Below are 17,557 nucleotides of genomic sequence, written 5' to 3' on the forward strand. Positions count from 1 at the left end.
CATTGCGGCAAGATACTGTGCATGCATACAGTATTACCGGAAATGACCGCGGATGCAAGTTGAAACGCACGGGACCCGATGGCGACGATCAGCGGTTGCTTTTCTCAATAGCAAGATTACAATCCTGACACAACTATTCAAAGGAGTTGCCTTGTCTACAGCACATCATGCCTTGCGCCGCCGGTCCGTCTGGTCATCCATCCTGCCGGCCCTGCTACTGTCCACGCTGGCGCCATCCGCGCTGGCCGCCGACGCCACCACCACCATCGCCACGGCCGTCGCCCCCGTCGCCGCCAAGACGGCCTGGCAGGAAACGCGCCACGGCACGGTCGTCACGGACGACTACCGCTGGCTGCAAAAGAAAGCCGATCCTGCCGTGATCGACTACCTGAATGCGGAAAACGCCTACACGGCCGCCGTCACGGCGCCGATCCAGCCGCTGGCCGACAAGGTATATGCGGAAGTCAAGGGACGCATGCAGGAAGTGGACTTGTCCGTGCCTGCGCGCCAGGGCAATTTCTACTATTACACGCGTGTGGAAGCGGGCAAGCAATACCCGATTCACTGCCGCCGCCCCGTCGGCGCCAGCGGCGCCTATGATGCGCAGGCGGCCGAGGAAATCTTGCTGGATCAGAATCAATTGGCCGAAGGCCACAAATTCTTTGCCGTGCGCGCATTTAGCATCAGCCCGAATGAACAGTTGCTTGCCTACACCACCGACACGACGGGTTTCCGCCAGTACGAGCTGCATGTCAAGGATTTGAAAACGGGCAAGTTGCTAGGCGACAGCATGCCGCGCGTGACATCGCTGGCCTGGGCGGCGGATAACGCCACCCTGATGCTGGCGCAGGAAGACGCCACCACCAAGCGCTCGGACCGCTTGTTCCGCCTGGCCCTGGGCGGTGCGCCGCAACAGGTCTACCACGAGCCGGTGGAGCAGTTCGCCATCCATGTGGACCGCACGCGCGACAAGCAATTCTTCGTGCTCACCTCGGGCAGCACGGACACGAGCGAAGTGCTGCTGCTGCCAACGAGCAAGCCGCAAGGCACGTTCCAATCCGTGCTGAAACGTGAAAAAGGCCACCGCTACGGCATCGAGCACCGCGACGGCCAGCTGTATATTCTGACCAACAAGGGGGCGAAGAATTTCCGTGTCGTCAGCGCGCCATTCTCCGCGCCGCAGCCGAAGAACTGGAAGCCCGTCGTGCCGCACAACAAGGATGCCGTGATCCAGTCCATCGACGTCTTCCAGGGCTACCTGGTGGTGATGGAAAAGGCACGCGCCCTGAACCGCGCCCGCATCTTTGATTTTGCGCAAAAGAACTGGAAGGCGGTGCAGTTCGACGACCCCGTCTACCTGGCCACGGCGGCCGGCACGCCGGAATTTTCCGCCACGCAATTTCGCATGTCCTACCAGTCGCCCGTCACGCCGCCCACCGTCATCGACGTCAGCATGCAGGACGGCAAGCGCACGGTGCTGAAGCAGCAGGAAATCGTCGGCGGCTTCGACAGCAGCCGCTACACCACGCAGCGCTTGTGGGTGAAGGCGCGCGATGGCGTGCAAGTGCCGCTGTGGGTCGTCTACAAGAAAGGCGTCAAGCTCGACGGTTCAGCGCCGCTGCTGCTGTACTCGTACGGCTCCTACGGCATTTCCACGGAAGCCACTTTTTCCATCAGCCGCATCAGCCTGCTGGAACGGGGCGTCATCTATGCGCAAGCGCATATCCGCGGCGGCACCGACATGGGCGAAGCCTGGCATGAAGACGGCATGCTGATGAAGAAGAAAAACACCTTCAATGACTTCATCGACAGCGCCGACTACCTGGTGCGCGAAAAATGGACCAGCCCGAACCGCCTCATCATCCAGGGCGGCAGCGCGGGCGGCTTGCTGATGGGCGCCGTCGTCAACATGCGCCCCGACCTGTTCCACGCCGTGCACGCGGCCGTGCCGTTTGTCGACGTGATGAACACCATGATGGACGCCAGCCTGCCCCTGACCACGGGCGAGTACCTGGAATGGGGCGACCCGAACCAGAAGGCCGCGTACGACTACATGCTCAGCTACTCGCCGTACGACAACATTGCGCGCAAGAACTATCCCGCCATGCTGGTGACGACGGGCCTGAACGACAGCCAGGTCATGTACTGGGAACCGGCAAAATATGTGGCCAAGCTGCGCGCGTATAAAACGGACAGCAACCCCCTGCTGCTGAAAACGAATATGGGTGCCGGCCACGGCGGCGCGTCGGGCCGCTATAACGCCATCGCCGAAAACGCGTTCAATATGGCGTGGATGCTATCGCAATGGGGCATCACGGAATAGGAGCCCTGAGAAAAAGCCCATGGCAGCGTTACATTGCCCTGCACTTTTTTCAGATGCTCCCAACCGCATTCGGGCAATAATGTGAAAAAAGCGCTTGCAGAAGGATTTTACCCGTCCTATAATAGCGCCTCTTCCAGACGTGGTGACAAACGTCGGGATGGTTTTCTGAGACAAGCAACGGGTGCTTAGCTCAGTTGGTAGAGCGGCGCCCTTACAAGGCGTAGGTCGGGAGTTCGAGCCTCTCAGCACCCACCAAATCAGAAAACTGTCCAGTGCTTCATGGATCAGCAATACAGATCATACGAGCTTGGAGTGGTAGTTCAGTTGGTTAGAATACCGGCCTGTCACGTCGGGGGTCGCGGGTTCGAGTCCCGTCCGCTCCGCCAATAAAAGAAAAGCCCTTTGGTTCCTTGAACCGAAGGGCTTTTCCCATTTCAGAAGCCAAAAACACGTCCATCCCCCCTCGCCTGAACATTTTTGCGCTTTTCAGCAAAAAAACTGCCATTCCCCCTCAAGAATAGTTGCACAAGCATGAAAGCGCCCCCTATAATAGTGCCTCTTCCAGACGTGGTGACAAACGTCGGGATAGTTTTCTGGGTATGCGGGTGCTTAGCTCAGTTGGTAGAGCGGCGCCCTTACAAGGCGTAGGTCGGGAGTTCGAGCCTCTCAGCACCCACCACCAAACAGAAAATTATCCAGTGCTTCATGGATCAGCAACACAGATCATACGAGCTTGGAGTGGTAGTTCAGTTGGTTAGAATACCGGCCTGTCACGTCGGGGGTCGCGGGTTCGAGTCCCGTCCGCTCCGCCAATAAAAGAAAAGCCCTTTGGTTCCTGGAACCGAAGGGCTTTTCCCATTGTGGGAGCGCAAATGCACTAGAATCAGCGCTCTTGCCGACTCCGCCGTTCCTGCCTGATGCGCCTGCCCCGCAGCTTTTCCCCCTACCTCGCCCTGCGCTTGCGCCTGGCCCATCATGCTTTGCTGCAATTTGCCGCCAGCCTGGCCAGTTCCATGGAAATTCTCGTGTTCCTGGCCGGTCCCGTCCTGCTGGGTCTGCTCAGCGTCATCGCCCTGCCCGGATTTCTCGCCATGAACCTGCCCTGGCCAGCGGCCCTGGGCTTGCTGGCGGCGCAAGTGCTGCTGACATGCCTGCCCGCCTGGCTGCTGCGCAAGCGATTGTTGCCTGCCGCCACCGCCGCGTGGCTGCGCCAGCTGCCCTTGCCGCGCCACCTGCGCTGGCAAGCCGACATCGCCGTGGCTGGCCTGCTGATGCTGCCGCTGGGCCTCGCCTATGCCGTCTCGGCCACCATCTGGCTGCTGCAGTCGCCGCCCTGGCTGCGCCCCATTGCCGCGCCCGGCATGGCCGCCACCCTCGCCGTCTGGCTGCTGGCGTGGCTGCTGACGGCGCGCATCGTGGCGCAACGCCTGCGCGCGCCGCGGCCCACATACAGGGCGCGCCCGCCCACGATGACGGCGTATGTGCCGCAACGGCCCCGCTGGCGCACGATATTCCTGTGGCGGCAGCTGTTCTGGCTGCCATTCTGGCGCAATGAAAATGTGATCGGCCAGCAGCAAAGCGTGCTGCTGGCCACGGCTGGCGCCAGCATGCTGGCCTGGCTGCTGCGCGCGCCGCTCGTGCCCGCACCGCTGCTCGGTTTGCTGGCCAGCGCCAGCCTGGTCATCGTGACGGACCGGGGCGACAAGGCCGTGCGCGAACAGATCGCCGTGCTGCGCCCCGCATTGGACGCCTGGCCCCTGGCCAGCACGGCCTTGACGCGCCTGGCCTGCGCCGCCAGCCTGCTCCCCGCCTTTGCCGTGCTGCTGGGCGCTGGCGTCTTGCTGTATTGCATCGATCCCGCCGCCCTGCAGCGGCGCGTGACCGGCGTCTACGCCCTCACCGCCAGCGCGACCCTGCTGGCCATCGTCGGCCTGCCCCGTCTGACGCCGCGCGGGCGCGTCGCCCTCGTCGTTTTCTCCATCCTTGCCTTGAGCGCCATCGGAAGCGAATTATGGAATTGAACCTGCCAACTCCCGTGCTGCACCTCGAGCACCTCGATTTTCACTTCCCCACGCACAGCGTCTTCCAGGGCTACAACCAGCAATTCGGCCCCGGCGTCACCTGGCTGCGCGGCGCAAACGGCGCCGGCAAGACAACCCTGCTGAAACTGGCGGGCGGCGCCCTGCTGCCCGCGCGCGGCGCCATCCGCCTCGATGACGTCGACAGCGTCGCCATGCCGCTGGCCTACCGTGCCCAAACCTTCTATTGCGGCGGCGACACGCCCGCCCTGCCCTGGCTGCAAGTGCACGAGTTTCTCGACCTGCACCTGGCCCTGTACCCAGGCAGCGACCAATCGCTGCTGAACGCGGAATTGCACGCCTTTGCCATGACATCAACCTTGCAGCAAAGCATCACCGCCCTCTCGCTGGGCCAGCATAAGAAGCTGCAACTGGCCCTGGCCCTGGCCTTGCCGGTGCGCCTGCTGCTGATCGACGAACCGTTCAACGGTCTCGACGCGGCCGCCATGACCCACTTGCGCGCGCGCCTGGCCGAACCATCCCGCCTGGCGCGCCAATGCATCGTGCTGACCAGCCATTTGGCGCCGGACGTGTCGCTGGCGGCGACGCTGGAAATATAGACAGGAAATACAGCTTTGCAGATCGGCCAAGGACAGCTTACGATGCCGTGTTGCAAAAACCGGCGATCCCGGTGCAGCCATTACCCATAACACGGCGCGCTTATTCACCGCGCCTGGCTTATTCTTGGAGATTACTATGTTGAACACCCACCGCCGCGCCCTGGCGATTTTGTGCGCCGCCTTCGCCACCTCGGCCATCGCCGCCGGCCCCACGGGCACGGCTACCGACTATGGCTGCAGCGCCCCGCACGCCGCCGCCCAGCGCACCATCGAGCTGCAGGCCGACGCCCGCCACATCAACGTCACGCACGGCGAAACCGTCACCATCGCGCGCGCCGGCCAGCGTTTTACGTGGCACGTGCACACCTTCAACAACAGGACCGTCTTCGCCCTGGCCGACATCGCGCCGAAGGACATGCCCGTCGACGGGATTCAAGTGTATGTGGCCGGCAACCCGCTGTACGCGGGCAGCTAAGTTTCTTCTATGCATAAAAAAAACCGGAACCCCCTTGCGGCAGTTCCGGTTTTTTCTTGATACGGCTCAATAGTTACGCCGTCAGTGCTTCCTTGGCGGCAGACTCTTCGACCACTTCCTCGTCGTCCGAGCGGATCAGGTGGTCAAAGGCGGACAGGGCTGCCTTGGCGCCTTCGCCGGTGGCGATGATGATCTGCTTGTACGGTACCGTGGTGACGTCGCCGGCCGCAAACACGCCGGGGATCGAGGTCTGGCCGCGTGCATCGACTTCGATTTCGCCGTGGCGCGACAACGCTACCGTGCCTTTCAGCCATTCCGTGTTCGGCACCAGGCCGATTTGCACGAAGACGCCTTCCAGCTCGACCTTCTTCGATTCGCCGCTGACCCGGTCCGTGTAGCTCAGGCCATTGACGATCTTGCCGTCGCCGTGGATCTCGGTGGTTTGCGCCGAGGTGATCACGGTCACGTTAGGCAAGCTGTGCAGCTTGCGTTGCAGCACCGCATCGGCGCGCAGTTCCGCGCCGAACTCGATCAGGGTCACGTGTTTCACGAGGCCGGCCAGGTCGATCGCCGCTTCCACGCCCGAATTGCCGCCGCCGATCACGGCCACGCGCTTGCCCTTGAACAGCGGGCCATCGCAGTGCGGGCAGTAGGCGACACCGTGGTTGCGGTATTCCTTCTCGCCCGGCACGTTGATTTCGCGCCAGCGGGCGCCGGTGGCCAGGATGACGGTCTTGGCTTTCAGGATCGCGCCATTCGCCGTTTCGATCTGCACCAATTTGCCCGGCGTCAATTTCGCGGCGCGCTGGGTGTTCATGATGTCGACTTCGTATTCCTTGACGTGCTGTTCCAGCGCCATGGCAAACTTCGGACCATCCGTTTCCTTGACGGAAATAAAATTCTCGATGGCAAGGGTGTCGAGCACCTGACCGCCGAAACGCTCGGCCAGCACGCCCGTCTTGATGCCTTTGCGGGCCGCGTAGATGGCCGCTGCCGCGCCGGCAGGGCCGCCGCCGACGATCAGCACGTCGAACACGTCTTTCTTGTTCAGCGCTTCGGCCTGGCGGGCGCCGGCATTGGTGTCGAGCTTGGCGAGGATTTCCTCGACATTCGTGCGGCCCTGGCCGAAGTGTTCACCGTTCAGGAACATCATCGGCACGGCCATGATCTGGCGCGCTTCCACTTCTTGCGGGAACACGCCGCCATCGATGGTGGTGACCTTGATGCGCGGGTTGATCACGGCCATGGCATTCAATGCCTGCACCACTTCCGGGCAGTTATGGCAGGAGAGCGAAATAAACGTTTCAAACTCGTAATCGCCGTCGAGGTTGCGGATCTGCTCGATCACGGCATCGTCGAACTTGATGGTGTGGCCGCCCACTTGCAGCAGCGCCAGCACCAGCGAGGTAAATTCATGGCCCAGCGGCACACCGGCGAAACGCACGCCGATATCGGTGCCTGGGCGGTTGATGCTGAACGACGGGGTCCGTACGCCAGCGTCAGTGCGCTCGACCAGCGTGATCTTGTCGCTCAACAGGACTATTTCCTGGAGCAATTCTTTCATCTCGCGGGCTTTTGCGCTGTCATCGAGAGAAGCGACCAACTCAAGCGGATACACCACTTTTTCCAGGTAGGATTTCAGTTGGGTTTTGAGGGTGGCGTCTAACATGATGTTTTCCTTTTCTACAAATATTTAGGCGAATGCCGGGCCGGACACCCGGTCCGGCATCGCGGTAACTACTTGTTTGCTGCTAGATGTTGCAAGGTTTCAAGACTTAGATCTTGCCAACCAGGTCCAGCGATGGGGTCAGGGTCGCTGCGCCTTCCGTCCATTTGGCTGGGCACACTTCGCCTGGGTGGTTCGCCACGTACTGAGCGGCTTTGACTTTGCGCAACAGTTCCGCTGCGTCACGGCCGATGCCGTTGTCATGCACTTCCAGTACTTTGATGAAGCCGTCAGGATTGATGACGAAGGTACCGCGCAGTGCCAGGCCTTCTTCTTCGATCATGACTTCGAAGTTGCGCGACAGGGCGCCGGTCGGGTCGCCGATCAGTGCGTATTGCACTTTCTTGATCGCGTCCGAGGTGTCGTGCCAGGCTTTGTGCGCGAAGTGGGTATCGGTCGAGATACCGTAGACATCGACGCCCAGCTTCTGGAATTCAGCGTGGTGATCGGCCAGATCTTCCAGTTCGGTTGGGCAAACGAAGGTGAAGTCGGCTGGGTAGAAGACGAATACCGACCACTTGCCTTTCAGCGACGCTTCCGTCAGGTCGACGAATTTGCCATTGTGGTAAGCGGTTGCCTTGAATGGTTTAACTTGGGTATTGATCAGCGACATAGTCATTTCCTCTCGTGTGGTGAATCAGTAAGACTCTAGTGTAAGGGGTTTTAACCCATATGCAAAATTGATTGTCACAATAGTTTCAATTAGTTTTAGCTATCATGACGCCATGGGAACTCCATGATAGGCAGTTCCCACGGGATTGGATAGCGGTGACAGTGGATACCCCTGCCGCCGCCAGGTGTTCAATTCTTAATTCTTCAGCTCTTCCGGTACCTTGCCGCCGTTTTCCGCCAGCTTGATCATCACCTGGCGGTGCAGCCAGATATTCATGCTGGCCGAATCGTTGGTGTCGCCCGTGAAATGCAGTTCTTGTGCCAGTTCCTTGCGCGAAGCCAGGCTGCTGTCCAGTTGAAGCAGTTTCATCAGGTCAACGATGGACGTGCGCCAATTGAGTTTTTCCGCGTTCTTGCTGGCCAGGTCGACCAGCACCACTTCCACGTCCACCACCGGCACGGCAGCCGCTGGTGCAGCAGCCGGTGCGGCGGCCGCTGGCGCGTCGGTAGCGGCGGCTGGCGTGGCTGCCGGGGCAGCGTCGGACGAATGGTGGAAGATCTTGTTGTAGATATTGCTGAAAATGCCCATGAGGTCACCTCGAGTTGAGTGAATGGAAGAAATACTGCCTGCGCTCCCGGTGTAGGTACCGGTGACAGCAAAGCCGGGCGCAGGCGCCAGCCCGTCGAGTATAAGCCCGTTCAAGCCGGGAGCCCTGTCCCGCAGGCGTGAATGCCATCTGGTGGCAGGCGATGCCTGTTTCAAGGGTGCAAGGGGCGCTGTGCGCGCAGCAGCGCGTCGAACGCTTCGATGGCCAGCGGCGGCGCAAACAGCTCGCCTTGCGCAAAATCGCAGCCGATCTCCAGCAGGCGCGCGCGCTGCTCGTCGGTCTCCACCCCTTCGGCAATCACCCGCAAGCCCAGCTTGTGGGCCATGGTGACGATGGCTTCGCACAGCACCAGCTCGCTGGCGCCGGGCGCCAGCTTGCGCACCAGCACGCCGTCGAGCTTCAGGTAATCGATGCCGCATTGCTGCAATTGCGTGAGCGAAGCATGGCCGCTGCCGAAGTCATCCAGGGCGATCTGCAAGCCCGCTTCGCGCAAGTGCTGCAAGCGTGGCGCCATGCTGGTGCCGCCAGGTAAAAGCACATCTTCACGCATGTCGAGCACGATGGCCGAGGCCGGCACACCGAGCGCCGCCAGCTGGCGCAGCCAGGTGCCGGGCGCCTCGACTTCGCGCTGCAATTCCAGCGACGACTGGTTCAGGCACAGTTGCAGCCCCGGCAAGCCGATGGCATGGCCCTGCGCACGCCAATGCAGCAGTTGCGCCGCCGCCGTGCACAGCACCCAATCGCCGATCTCCACGATCAGGCCGCTGCTTTCGGCCAGCGCGAGGAAATCCGGCGGGCACACGAGGCCCCGCTGCGGATGGTGCCAGCGCAGCAAGGCTTCCGCCTTCTCGATGCGTCCGCCATGCAGCGCGACGATGGGCTGGTAATACAGCTGCATCTGCTGTTCGCGCAGGGCCGTGCGCAAGTCCGCCCCAAGGCGCATGCGGTTGACGGCCGCCACCTGCATGGCGGGCGTAAAGTAGCTGTAACGGTTGCGCCCCGCCCCTTTCGACACGTACATGGCCTGGTCCGCGTGCTTGAGCAATTCCTCGATGGTGCCCGCGTCGTCCGGATACAGGGTGATGCCGATCGAGGCCGAGACGAACGCCTGCTCCTGCCCCAGCAGGAATGGCGCCAGCAAGCCGTCGAGTATCTGCCGCGCGATGCGGTCGACTTGCTGCAGATCATCGAGGTCGGACAGGATCACCGTGAATTCATCGCCGCCCAGGCGCGCCACCGTGTCCGTCTCGCGCACGCCCACGCGGATGCGCCGCGCCGCCTCGATCAGCAGGATATCGCCCTGGTGGTGGCCGAGGGTGTCGTTGACTTCCTTGAAATGGTCGAGATCGATGAACAGGATGGCCACGCGGCTCGTATCGCGCCGCCCCTGGGCCAGCGCCTGGCGCAGGCGTTCGTGGAACATGCGCCGGTTCGGCAATTGCGTCAGGGTATCGAAGTTGGCTTGCTGCCAGATCAGCGCTTCCGTTTGCCGCTTGTCCGTCACGTCTTCAAGCATGCACAGGTGGTGCGGGCCGCCATGGCGCGCCGTGGCGATGGCCGTCACCGAGGCGTCGACCCACACCACGCCGCCATCGGGCCGGACGATCCGCTTGGCGTGGCGAAATCCCTGCAGACTGCGCGCCAGCAACTGCGCCACCTGCTCCTGCTCGCCGGGCACATCGTCGGGATGGCTGATTTCCATCCAGCTCGTTTGCTTCATGTGTTCCAGGCTGCGCCCGCTGATGGCCAGGTAGCGTGGATTGATGTCGAGAAACTGTCCGCTCACGGTATCGATCAGGGCGATGCCCATGGGCGCTTCCTCGAACATGGTGCGAAAGCGCAATTCCCCCTGGCGGATGGTTTCCTCCGTGCGGCGGCGCTCGCGGGCCAGGTTGTTGAAGTGAAAGGCCGCCGACACGGCCAGCAAGCTGCCCGCCAGGCCCAGCGACAGGTAGAGCCAGCCCAGGTCGGCGCCCGGCACGGGGCGATACAGGAAACCCTTGTAGGCGCGGCTGTCCGTGGCATTGCGCGGCAGCACGCCCATGCTGGCATACGTGTCGGCGATGTGCTGCCAGCGCTGGGGATTCATGTAGCCAAGCTCCACCAGCACGGGCTGCAGCAGCAATTCCATCTGCTGCGCCTCGTACAGCAGGTGCGCGCGGTCGTGGCGCTGGCTGTACTTGACATGGATCAGTTGCGCCATTTCCTCGCGGTGCGCCATCGCGTATTGCCAGCCGCGCAGGCTGGCCGCGCGGAACGCTTTCACGCGCTCGGGATGGCGGCGCAGTTCGTGCTCGCTGGTAAACAGGTTGTCGCCGTAGAAATCGATGCCGGCCGTGCGCGGCGTAAATTGGTAATAGGGAAAGCCCGCCCGGTCCAGGTAGTCCGGTTCGTTGGTGGAATACGCGGCGATGGCGTCGACCTTGCCATCGATCAAATCCTCGATGCGGTAGCTGGGCGGCAGGTGGCGCATCTGCTGCGGCGCGACGCCCATTTTCGCCAGGAACAGCGACACTTCATCGGCGGCAAGGGCCACGTCGCCGGCCGCGCCGATCATCACGGGCGCCCCCACCAGCTTGCGCACGTCGGGCGCGCCGCCCTGCTGGCGCATCAGCAGCACGCTGGGCGAATGCTGGAACACGACGGCCAGCACCACCAGGGGCTTGCCGGCCAGGCGGCTGAGCAGCAAGGTGCTGTTGCCCACGCCATACTCGGCCTGGCCCGCCAGCACGGCCGCCTCGGCCAGCGGCCCGCCGCCCCCTTCGACCAGCCTGACTTCCAGCCCCGCCTCGCGGTAATAGCCTTGCTCGATGGCCGCGTAATAGCCGGCAAACTGGAACTGGTGCGTGAAATTGAGTTGCAGGGTAACGGGTTCCAGCGCCCGGGCTGGTGTGGCCAGGCACAGCAGCAGGAAGACAAAGCCACGCCAGGCGCGCGCCAGCCTGCCGGCGAGCGGCAAGACAAGGCGGAAAGCGTCGCGGGCTTTCATCGGCATGGCGGAACACCACAGGAAGCTGCCGAGCTGGCAGGGGTAAGGCTATTGTAGCCGCCCCTTTTGCCAATGGATAACTATTTCAGTGAGGACAATAGCGTTGATGTTTTTGGCAAACAATGTCGCCATTGTTTGCGCTAGAACACGACGCCGGCCACCAAAATGATGTTGGCGTACGGACTGCACTCGCCCGTGCGCACGATGGCGCGCGCGCCCTTGCTCAATTGCTTGAACTCCTCATGCGTCACCTGGCGCGCATCGGGCAGGGACAAGGCCGCCACCTGCGCCGCCATGGCCGGATTATGCTGCGGCAACTCGCTGGCGAGCAAATGGTATTCCACCTGCATTTCAGTCAATACCGTGTTGACGGTATCGATGAAGCCGGGGATGCCGCGCGTCAGGGCCAGGTCGATCAGGGGCACGCCCGGCTGCGACGGCAAGCCCGCGTCGCCGATGACGAGCATGTCGCCATGGCCGAGCGACGCGATCAGTTGCGACAGTGCGATATTGAGCAGCGGTGATTTTTTCATGGGCGTCGTGTCGTTAGAACAGCTCGTGCAAGTGAGGGATCGAGGTTTGCGCACCGGGCTTGGTGACGCTCCAGGCAGCCGCGCGCTGGCCTTGCTGGATCGCTTCCGCCTCGTCCATGCCGGACGCCAGGCCCGCCACAAAACCGCCGATGAAGGTGTCGCCGGCGGCCGTCGTGTCGACGGCTTGCACCACTTCGGCGGGGAAGGTGTAATCGCCACCGTACAGGGCCGCATGCACGCCCTTGGAACCCAGGGTGATAATGACGTTGTCGCTGCCCAGCTTTTGCAGCGCGGCGGCCAGCGCCTTGGCATCCGCGCCATCCGGGCTGACGCCGGCCAGCATGGCCGCTTCGATTTCATTCGGTATCAGGTAGTCGACCAGTTCCAGCACGCCGTCCGGCAGGCTGGCCGCCGGGGCCGGGTTCAGCACCACGGTCTTGCCCAGCGAACGGGCCAGCTTGATCGCATGCACGACGGTGGCCATCGGCGTTTCCAGCTGCAGCACGACGATATCGGCCTGTTCGATCAAGCCTTGCGCCGCATCAATGTGTGCCGGGCTCAACAGATCGTTGGCGCCGCCGGCGATGACGATGCTGTTCTGGCCATTGTCATCGACAAGAATCGAGGCGATGCCGGACGCCACGCCCGGCAAGGTGGTGATGTGGCTATCGATGATGCCGTCGCCGACCAGCGCCGCGCGCAACGTCGCGCCGAACGCGTCGTCGCCCACGCATCCGACCATGGCCACTTGCTGGGCGCCCGCCACTTTGCCGCTCAGGCGCGCGCAGGCCACGGCCTGGTTGGCGCCTTTGCCGCCAGGAATGGTGCGAAAGGCGCCGCCCGTCAGGGTTTCGCCGGGGAGGGGCATGCGCGGCACGCGCAAGACCAGGTCCATATTGATGCTGCCGATAACCACGATCATGATGTCATTCCCATCAGTTCAGTTGCAGGTGAAGAAGTAGGTGCGGAAGAAGGTAGCGTGACGGCCGCGCTGGAGCCGCGCACGTGCAATTCCGGGGCGATGCTGCGCTGCTGGCGCGGCAAGGCGGGGTCGGCGATGCGCGCCAGCAGGCAGGCGGCCGTGATGCGGCCCAGTTCGCGCGTATTTTGCGCCACGCTGGTCAAGGCCGGATGCACGAAGCTGGCCAGGTCGATATCGTCGAAGCCGACGACGGCCAGTTCGCCCGGCACGGCAATGCCCCGCTCGGCGGCGGCGCGCAAGGCGCCGAAGGCCATCAGGTCGTTGCAGCAGAACAAGGCGTCGGGGCGCTGGTCTGGCGGCAGCGCCAGCAAGTCCAGCGCGGCCGCATAGCCGCCGGCGCTCGTAAAATCGCTGTGGCGGCACAGGGCGTCGGCCAGGACCACGCCGGCGTCCGCCATGGCGCTGCGCGCGCCGGCGATGCGGTCGTTGGAAATGCTCACTTCGCGGGGACCGGCGATGCAGGCGAGGCGCCGGCGTCCCAGGCCCAGCAAATGGCGCGCGGCCAGCACGCCGCCGGCGCGGTTGTCGACGGCCACGGCATCGATGGACAAGTCGCTGGGCGCGCGGTCGAGCAGCACGGCCGGCACCTTCATCTTGCGCAGCAATTCGCCGTCGCTGTCGGCCAGCGCGGACAAAATCAATCCGTCGCAGCGCTTGGTCAGCAGCACGTTCAGGTAATCGCGCTGCTTGACGGGGTCGTCATCGGAATTGCACAAAATGACGCTGTAGCCGGCCGCGTAGCAGCTGTCCTCGATGCCGCGCGCCACTTCCGAAAAATACGGGTTCGTATTGTTGGGAATGATCAGGCCGATGGTGCCCGTGCTGCGGCTGCGCAGGGAACGCGCCAGCGCGCTGGGCACGTAATGCAATTGCTCCGCCGCCGCCAGCACGGCGCGGCGCGCCTCGTCGCTGACGGGGCGGGTATTGTTGAGGACGTGCGACACGGTGGTAAACGACACCCCCGCCGCCTGCGCCACTTGCTTGATGGTTGCCATGGGCGATGTGGCGCTTAGGCGCGTTCGCCGCGGCGGCGGTAGGTGTCGAGCACCACGGCGGCGACGATCACCAGGCCCGTGACGATGCGTTTCACGGGTTCCGACACGCCCACTTGCGCCAGGCCCGCTTCCAGCACGGAGATGATCAACACGCCGATAAAGGTGCTGATGACGGAACCGCGCCCGCCCATCAGGCTCGTGCCGCCGATCACCACGGCGGCGATCACTTGCAATTCCATGCCCACGCCGCCGTTCGGGTCGGCCGCTTCCAGGCGCGACACCTGGAACAGCGCGCCCACGCCGGCAAGAAAGCCCATCAGGGCGAACACCAGCACCTTCGACGGTTTTGTATTGATGCCGGACAAACGTACGGCTTCCTCATTCGTGCCGATGCCGATCCAGTGGCGGCCCAGCACCGTGCGCGTGAGCACCAGGTGGCCGATGACGACGATGGCGATCGAGGCGATGAAGGCGGGCGACAGGCCGAACGCGATTGGCGAGCTGATGCCGTCAACGGCGCTGCCGATGTACTCCGTGCGCGAGTTCGTCACTTGATACGCCATGCCGCGCGCCATTTCCAGCACACCCAGCGAGACGATGAACGAGGGAATGCGCCAGCCGACGGAAATGAGGCCCGTGGTGGCGCCGCACAAGGCGGCGACGAACATGCCCAGCAGGGCCGCGCTCCACACGGGCCAGCCCCAGTGCACAACGGCCAGCGACAGCACGGACGCGGCCAGCGCCATCACGGAACCGACGGACAAATCGATGCCGCCGATGATCAGCACGAACGTCATGCCGACGGCCATCACCACCAGGGTCGGGATGTTGTTCGACAGGGTGCTCAGGGTGGCGAGCGTGAAGAAGTTTTCGCTGGCAAACGAGAACAGTACGCACATGGCGACCAGGGCGCCGATCAGGCCCGCATAGTTTTTCAGGTCGGCCAGGCTGCGCTGCAGATACGAAGGAGAGGAGTTGGTGGTCATGGGAATCTTTCCGGCGGATCAGTCCGCAGCTGGAGTGGAAGTGGGGGTCAAATAGCCGGAGAAGGCGGCCGACAGCAGCGCGTCCTGGCTCCAGGCGCCGCGCTCGAAGGTGTCGACGATGCTGCCGGCGCTCATGACGGCGATGCGGTCGCAGATCAGCATCAGTTCGCGCAAGTCGCTCGACACGATGACGAGGCCCTTGCCCTGGCGCGCCTGTTCGGCCAGCACCTGATAAATATCAAACTTGGCGCCGATATCGATGCCGCGCGTAGGCTCGTCGAACAGCATGACGGGGCAGTCGCGGTACAGCCAGCGGGCGATCACCACCTTTTGCTGGTTGCCGCCGGACAATTCCGCCACCGTTTGCGCGCTGTTGCGCGAGCGGATGCCCAGGCGCTGGATATAGTCGTCGGCCACCGTCGCTTCGGCCGCGTCGTTGAGCCAGCCAGCGCCGCTGACGGTGTCGAGCGACGCCAGGGTCGTATTCACGGCGATGGACTGGCGCAACAGCAAGCCTTGGCCCTTGCGGTCTTCCGTGATCATGGCGATGCCCGCTTGCACGGCGGCCTGCGGCGAGTGCAAGGCGGCGGGCGTGGCGCTGTCGCCGAGGAACACGTCACCAGCGTCGGCGCGGTCGGCGCCAAAGATCAGGCGCAGCAATTCCGTGCGGCCCGAACCGATCAGGCCGGCGATGCCGAGAATTTCGCCGGCGCGCAAGTCGAACGAGGTGGGGTTGACGACCTTGCCGCGCGCCAGGCCCCGCACGCGCAGCAGCGGTGCGCCGATGGTTCGCCCGCTCAGGTCGACGGCGTCGTCGGCCGAGCGGCCCACCATCAGGCTGACCAGGTCGGCTGCGGAGTGGCCCGCGATATCGTCGTCGCACACGAGCTGGCCGTCGCGCAGCACGGCGATGCGGTCGGCCACGCGCTTGAGTTCTTCCAGGCGGTGGGAAATATAGATGATGCACACGCCTTCGGCTTTCAGGCGTTCGATCTGCAGGAACAGCAATTCCACTTCGCGGTGCGTCAACATGGCCGTCGGTTCATCGAGCACCAGCAAGCGGCAGGCGCCAATTAGATTGCGCGCGATCTCGATCATTTGCTGGTGGCCGATGCCCAGTTCGCCGACCAAGGTCCACGGGTCGAGGCCGCCCAATCCCACTTTTTCCATCTGTTCGCGCGCGTCGCGCTCGAGGCGCGTACGGTCGATGAAGCCGAAACGCTGCGGCAAATTCTTCAGGTACAGGTTTTCCGCGATCGACAGGGTGGGAATCAGGTTGAGTTCCTGCATCACCATGCGGATGCCCAGCGCCTCGGCGGCGCCGCGCGAGGCTGGCTGGTAAGGCTTGCCGTCGAGCAACATCGTGCCCGTGGTGGCTTGCTCCAGGCCGCAGATGATCTTCGACAGGGTGCTCTTGCCTGCGCCGTTCTCGCCCGTCAGCGCCAGCACCTGGCCAGGGGCGAAGCGCAGGCCCACGCCACCGAGGACGGGGCCGACATAGGACTTGCCGATGTTATCGAGCGTTAACAAGGGGATGGCGGCTGGCGCCGGTGGAATGTCGGTGGGCATGATAAAACTCCGCGGTAGTGGCGGCGGGGCCGGCGCCGCCTGCTCGGTGAGCAAGCGGGCGCCGGCCCCGGCGGGATCAAACGATCAGGACTTGGCGCCCTTGGCGACCAGTTCGACCTTGGTTTCGATGACGCCACCAAGCTCGGCCTGTTTCTTCTTCTGCGCCAGGGCTTTCAGCACGGTCTCGATGCCGAACACGGCTTGTTGCGAACCGAACTGGTCGGCTGTAGCCAGCACGCGGCCATCGGCCAGCATCGGCTTGATGGCGTTGATGTTGTCGTAGCCGACGACGAGCACCTTGCCCGTCTTGCCGGCCGCCTTGATGGCGGAAATGGCGCCGATGGCCATGTTGTCGTTACCGCACAGCAAAGCCTTGATATTCGGATTGGCGTTCAGCATGGCGGCCGCCACCGTGTTGGCGGGGGCGATTTCCCACTGGCCCGACTGCACGCTGACGACTTTCGCACCGGCTGCCGTCATGGCATCCTGGAAACCCAGGGTACGTTGCTGCGCGTTGTAGGTGGTGGACACGCCTTCGATGATGCCGACGGGGTCGCCCTTCTTGATTTGCTGCGCCAGGTAGTCGCCGACGACCTTGGCGCCCTTGCGGTTGTCCGGGCCGACGAACGGCACGGTGATGCCCTTCTCTTTCAGGGCGCCCGCGTCGAGCTTGTTATCGATATTGACGACGATGATGCCCGCGTCGATGGCTTTTTTCAGCACTGGCACCAGCGCTTTCGAGTCGGCCGGCGCGATCACCAGCGCGTTGACGCGCGAGACGATCATTTGCTCGACCAGCTTGATCTGGCTCGACGTATCCGTTTCATCCTTGATGCCGTTCGACAGCAGGTCGTACTTGGCGGCATTCGCCTTCTGATGCGCCTTGGCGCCATTTTCCATGGTCAGGAAAAATTCATTGGCGAGCGACTTCATCACCAGCGCCACCTTTGGTTTGGCAGGTGTCTGCGCCATCGCCGGCACGGCGGGCAGGGCACACACCAGGACAGCGGCGGCAATCATTTTCAGGCGAATACGGGATGTCATGAGCGTCTCCAGAGTTGTTGGTCAAGCACGTGTACTGCATGCTTTTTAGGAAATTCGTTGCGCGCAAACGTTTGCGC

General features: G+C 63.2%; 14 protein-coding genes and 4 tRNA genes. 8 read left to right on the forward strand and 10 right to left on the reverse strand.

From position 1 onward, the window contains the following. The first annotated feature begins 151 nt into the window (after positions 1–151). The 8 genes from OX459_RS25060 (at position 152) to OX459_RS25095 (ending at position 5,436) form a co-directional block, all read left to right on the forward strand. Complete coding sequence (locus OX459_RS25060) at positions 152–2,323, forward strand: S9 family peptidase (RefSeq protein ID WP_289906979.1); 2,172 nt, start codon at positions 152–154, stop codon at positions 2,321–2,323. Between the two features lie 179 nt (positions 2,324–2,502). Beyond that, a tRNA-Val gene (locus OX459_RS25065) sits at positions 2,503–2,578 on the forward strand. Positions 2,579–2,632: 54 nt separating this feature from the next. After that, positions 2,633–2,709: transfer RNA gene (locus OX459_RS25070), tRNA-Asp, on the forward strand. A gap of 217 nt (positions 2,710–2,926) precedes the next feature. Then, positions 2,927–3,002: transfer RNA gene (locus OX459_RS25075), tRNA-Val, on the forward strand. A gap of 56 nt (positions 3,003–3,058) precedes the next feature. Beyond that, positions 3,059–3,135: transfer RNA gene (locus tag OX459_RS25080), tRNA-Asp, on the forward strand. 105 nt (positions 3,136–3,240) lie between these two features. Further along, positions 3,241–4,344 carry a hypothetical protein gene (locus OX459_RS25085; protein WP_289906983.1) on the forward strand — a complete coding sequence of 368 codons (1,104 nt, stop codon included), beginning with the start codon at positions 3,241–3,243 and terminating at the stop codon, positions 4,342–4,344. Continuing rightward, entirely contained in the window at positions 4,335–4,961 is a 627-nt protein-coding gene (locus tag OX459_RS25090) for an ATP-binding cassette domain-containing protein (RefSeq protein WP_289906985.1), read from the forward strand. Before OX459_RS25085 ends, OX459_RS25090 begins: the two co-directional genes overlap by 10 nt. A gap of 136 nt (positions 4,962–5,097) precedes the next feature. Further along, complete coding sequence (locus tag OX459_RS25095; RefSeq protein ID WP_289906987.1) at positions 5,098–5,436, forward strand: CzcE family metal-binding protein; 339 nt, start codon at positions 5,098–5,100, stop codon at positions 5,434–5,436. A 73-nt stretch (positions 5,437–5,509) separates the two neighbouring features. Here OX459_RS25095 and ahpF read toward each other — a convergent pair whose 3' ends face one another. The 10 genes from ahpF to OX459_RS25145 form a co-directional block, all read right to left on the reverse strand. Beyond that, positions 5,510–7,105: an alkyl hydroperoxide reductase subunit F gene (gene ahpF / locus OX459_RS25100; protein ID WP_099666110.1), complete on the reverse strand. Its 1,596-nt coding sequence runs from the start codon at positions 7,103–7,105 to the stop codon at positions 5,510–5,512. Positions 7,106–7,211: 106 nt separating this feature from the next. Then, positions 7,212–7,775 carry an alkyl hydroperoxide reductase subunit C gene (gene ahpC, locus OX459_RS25105; RefSeq protein ID WP_077398190.1) on the reverse strand — a complete coding sequence of 188 codons (564 nt, stop codon included), beginning with the start codon at positions 7,773–7,775 and terminating at the stop codon, positions 7,212–7,214. Between the two features lie 195 nt (positions 7,776–7,970). After that, entirely contained in the window at positions 7,971–8,363 is a 393-nt protein-coding gene (locus tag OX459_RS25110; protein ID WP_099666109.1) for a DUF3597 domain-containing protein, read from the reverse strand. 170 nt (positions 8,364–8,533) lie between these two features. Continuing rightward, the gene (locus OX459_RS25115) at positions 8,534–11,377 is read right to left on the reverse strand and encodes an EAL domain-containing protein (protein ID WP_289906989.1); all 2,844 of its coding nucleotides are present in this window, start codon (positions 11,375–11,377) and stop codon (positions 8,534–8,536) included. A gap of 134 nt (positions 11,378–11,511) precedes the next feature. Then, positions 11,512–11,904 carry a D-ribose pyranase gene (gene rbsD, locus OX459_RS25120; protein ID WP_099666108.1) on the reverse strand — a complete coding sequence of 131 codons (393 nt, stop codon included), beginning with the start codon at positions 11,902–11,904 and terminating at the stop codon, positions 11,512–11,514. A gap of 13 nt (positions 11,905–11,917) precedes the next feature. Further along, the gene (rbsK, locus tag OX459_RS25125) at positions 11,918–12,826 is read right to left on the reverse strand and encodes a ribokinase (RefSeq protein WP_289906992.1); all 909 of its coding nucleotides are present in this window, start codon (positions 12,824–12,826) and stop codon (positions 11,918–11,920) included. Beyond that, a complete protein-coding gene (locus OX459_RS25130) occupies positions 12,823–13,881 on the reverse strand; it encodes a LacI family DNA-binding transcriptional regulator (RefSeq protein ID WP_289906994.1) in 1,059 nt (352 codons plus the stop codon). Before OX459_RS25130 ends, rbsK begins: the two co-directional genes overlap by 4 nt. 14 nt (positions 13,882–13,895) lie before the next feature. After that, positions 13,896–14,867, reverse strand: a complete 972-nt coding sequence (locus tag OX459_RS25135) for an ABC transporter permease (RefSeq protein WP_099666105.1) — start codon at positions 14,865–14,867, stop codon at positions 13,896–13,898. Between the two features lie 18 nt (positions 14,868–14,885). Beyond that, the gene (locus tag OX459_RS25140) at positions 14,886–16,436 is read right to left on the reverse strand and encodes a sugar ABC transporter ATP-binding protein (protein ID WP_289906996.1); all 1,551 of its coding nucleotides are present in this window, start codon (positions 16,434–16,436) and stop codon (positions 14,886–14,888) included. 84 nt (positions 16,437–16,520) lie between these two features. Further along, the gene (locus OX459_RS25145; RefSeq protein WP_251351573.1) at positions 16,521–17,456 is read right to left on the reverse strand and encodes a sugar ABC transporter substrate-binding protein; all 936 of its coding nucleotides are present in this window, start codon (positions 17,454–17,456) and stop codon (positions 16,521–16,523) included. Positions 17,457–17,557 lie beyond the last annotated feature (101 nt).

It is taken from the genome of Janthinobacterium sp. SUN026 (assembly GCF_030397625.1).
GTDB classification, from domain to species: Bacteria; Pseudomonadota; Gammaproteobacteria; order Burkholderiales; family Burkholderiaceae_D; genus Janthinobacterium; species Janthinobacterium kumbetense.

Bases quoted from the DNA above. Each gene is read 5' to 3' on its own strand.
- OX459_RS25090 (WP_289906985.1), top strand. From the start codon at position 4,335: ATGGAATTGAACCTGCCAACTCCCGTGCTGCACCTCGAGCACCTCGAT.
- ahpC (WP_077398190.1), bottom strand. From the start codon at position 7,775: ATGTCGCTGATCAATACCCAAGTTAAACCATTCAAGGCAACCGCTTAC.
- OX459_RS25145 (WP_251351573.1), bottom strand. From the start codon at position 17,456: ATGATTGCCGCCGCTGTCCTGGTGTGTGCCCTGCCCGCCGTGCCGGCG.
- OX459_RS25140 (WP_289906996.1), bottom strand. From the start codon at position 16,436: ATGCCCACCGACATTCCACCGGCGCCAGCCGCCATCCCCTTGTTAACG.
- OX459_RS25095 (WP_289906987.1), top strand. From the start codon at position 5,098: ATGTTGAACACCCACCGCCGCGCCCTGGCGATTTTGTGCGCCGCCTTC.
- OX459_RS25085 (WP_289906983.1), top strand. From the start codon at position 3,241: ATGCGCCTGCCCCGCAGCTTTTCCCCCTACCTCGCCCTGCGCTTGCGC.
- OX459_RS25130 (WP_289906994.1), bottom strand. From the start codon at position 13,881: ATGGCAACCATCAAGCAAGTGGCGCAGGCGGCGGGGGTGTCGTTTACC.
- OX459_RS25110 (WP_099666109.1), bottom strand. From the start codon at position 8,363: ATGGGCATTTTCAGCAATATCTACAACAAGATCTTCCACCATTCGTCC.
- rbsD (WP_099666108.1), bottom strand. From the start codon at position 11,904: ATGAAAAAATCACCGCTGCTCAATATCGCACTGTCGCAACTGATCGCG.
- OX459_RS25115 (WP_289906989.1), bottom strand. From the start codon at position 11,377: ATGCCGATGAAAGCCCGCGACGCTTTCCGCCTTGTCTTGCCGCTCGCC.
- rbsK (WP_289906992.1), bottom strand. From the start codon at position 12,826: ATGATCGTGGTTATCGGCAGCATCAATATGGACCTGGTCTTGCGCGTG.
- OX459_RS25135 (WP_099666105.1), bottom strand. From the start codon at position 14,867: ATGACCACCAACTCCTCTCCTTCGTATCTGCAGCGCAGCCTGGCCGAC.
- ahpF (WP_099666110.1), bottom strand. From the start codon at position 7,105: ATGTTAGACGCCACCCTCAAAACCCAACTGAAATCCTACCTGGAAAAA.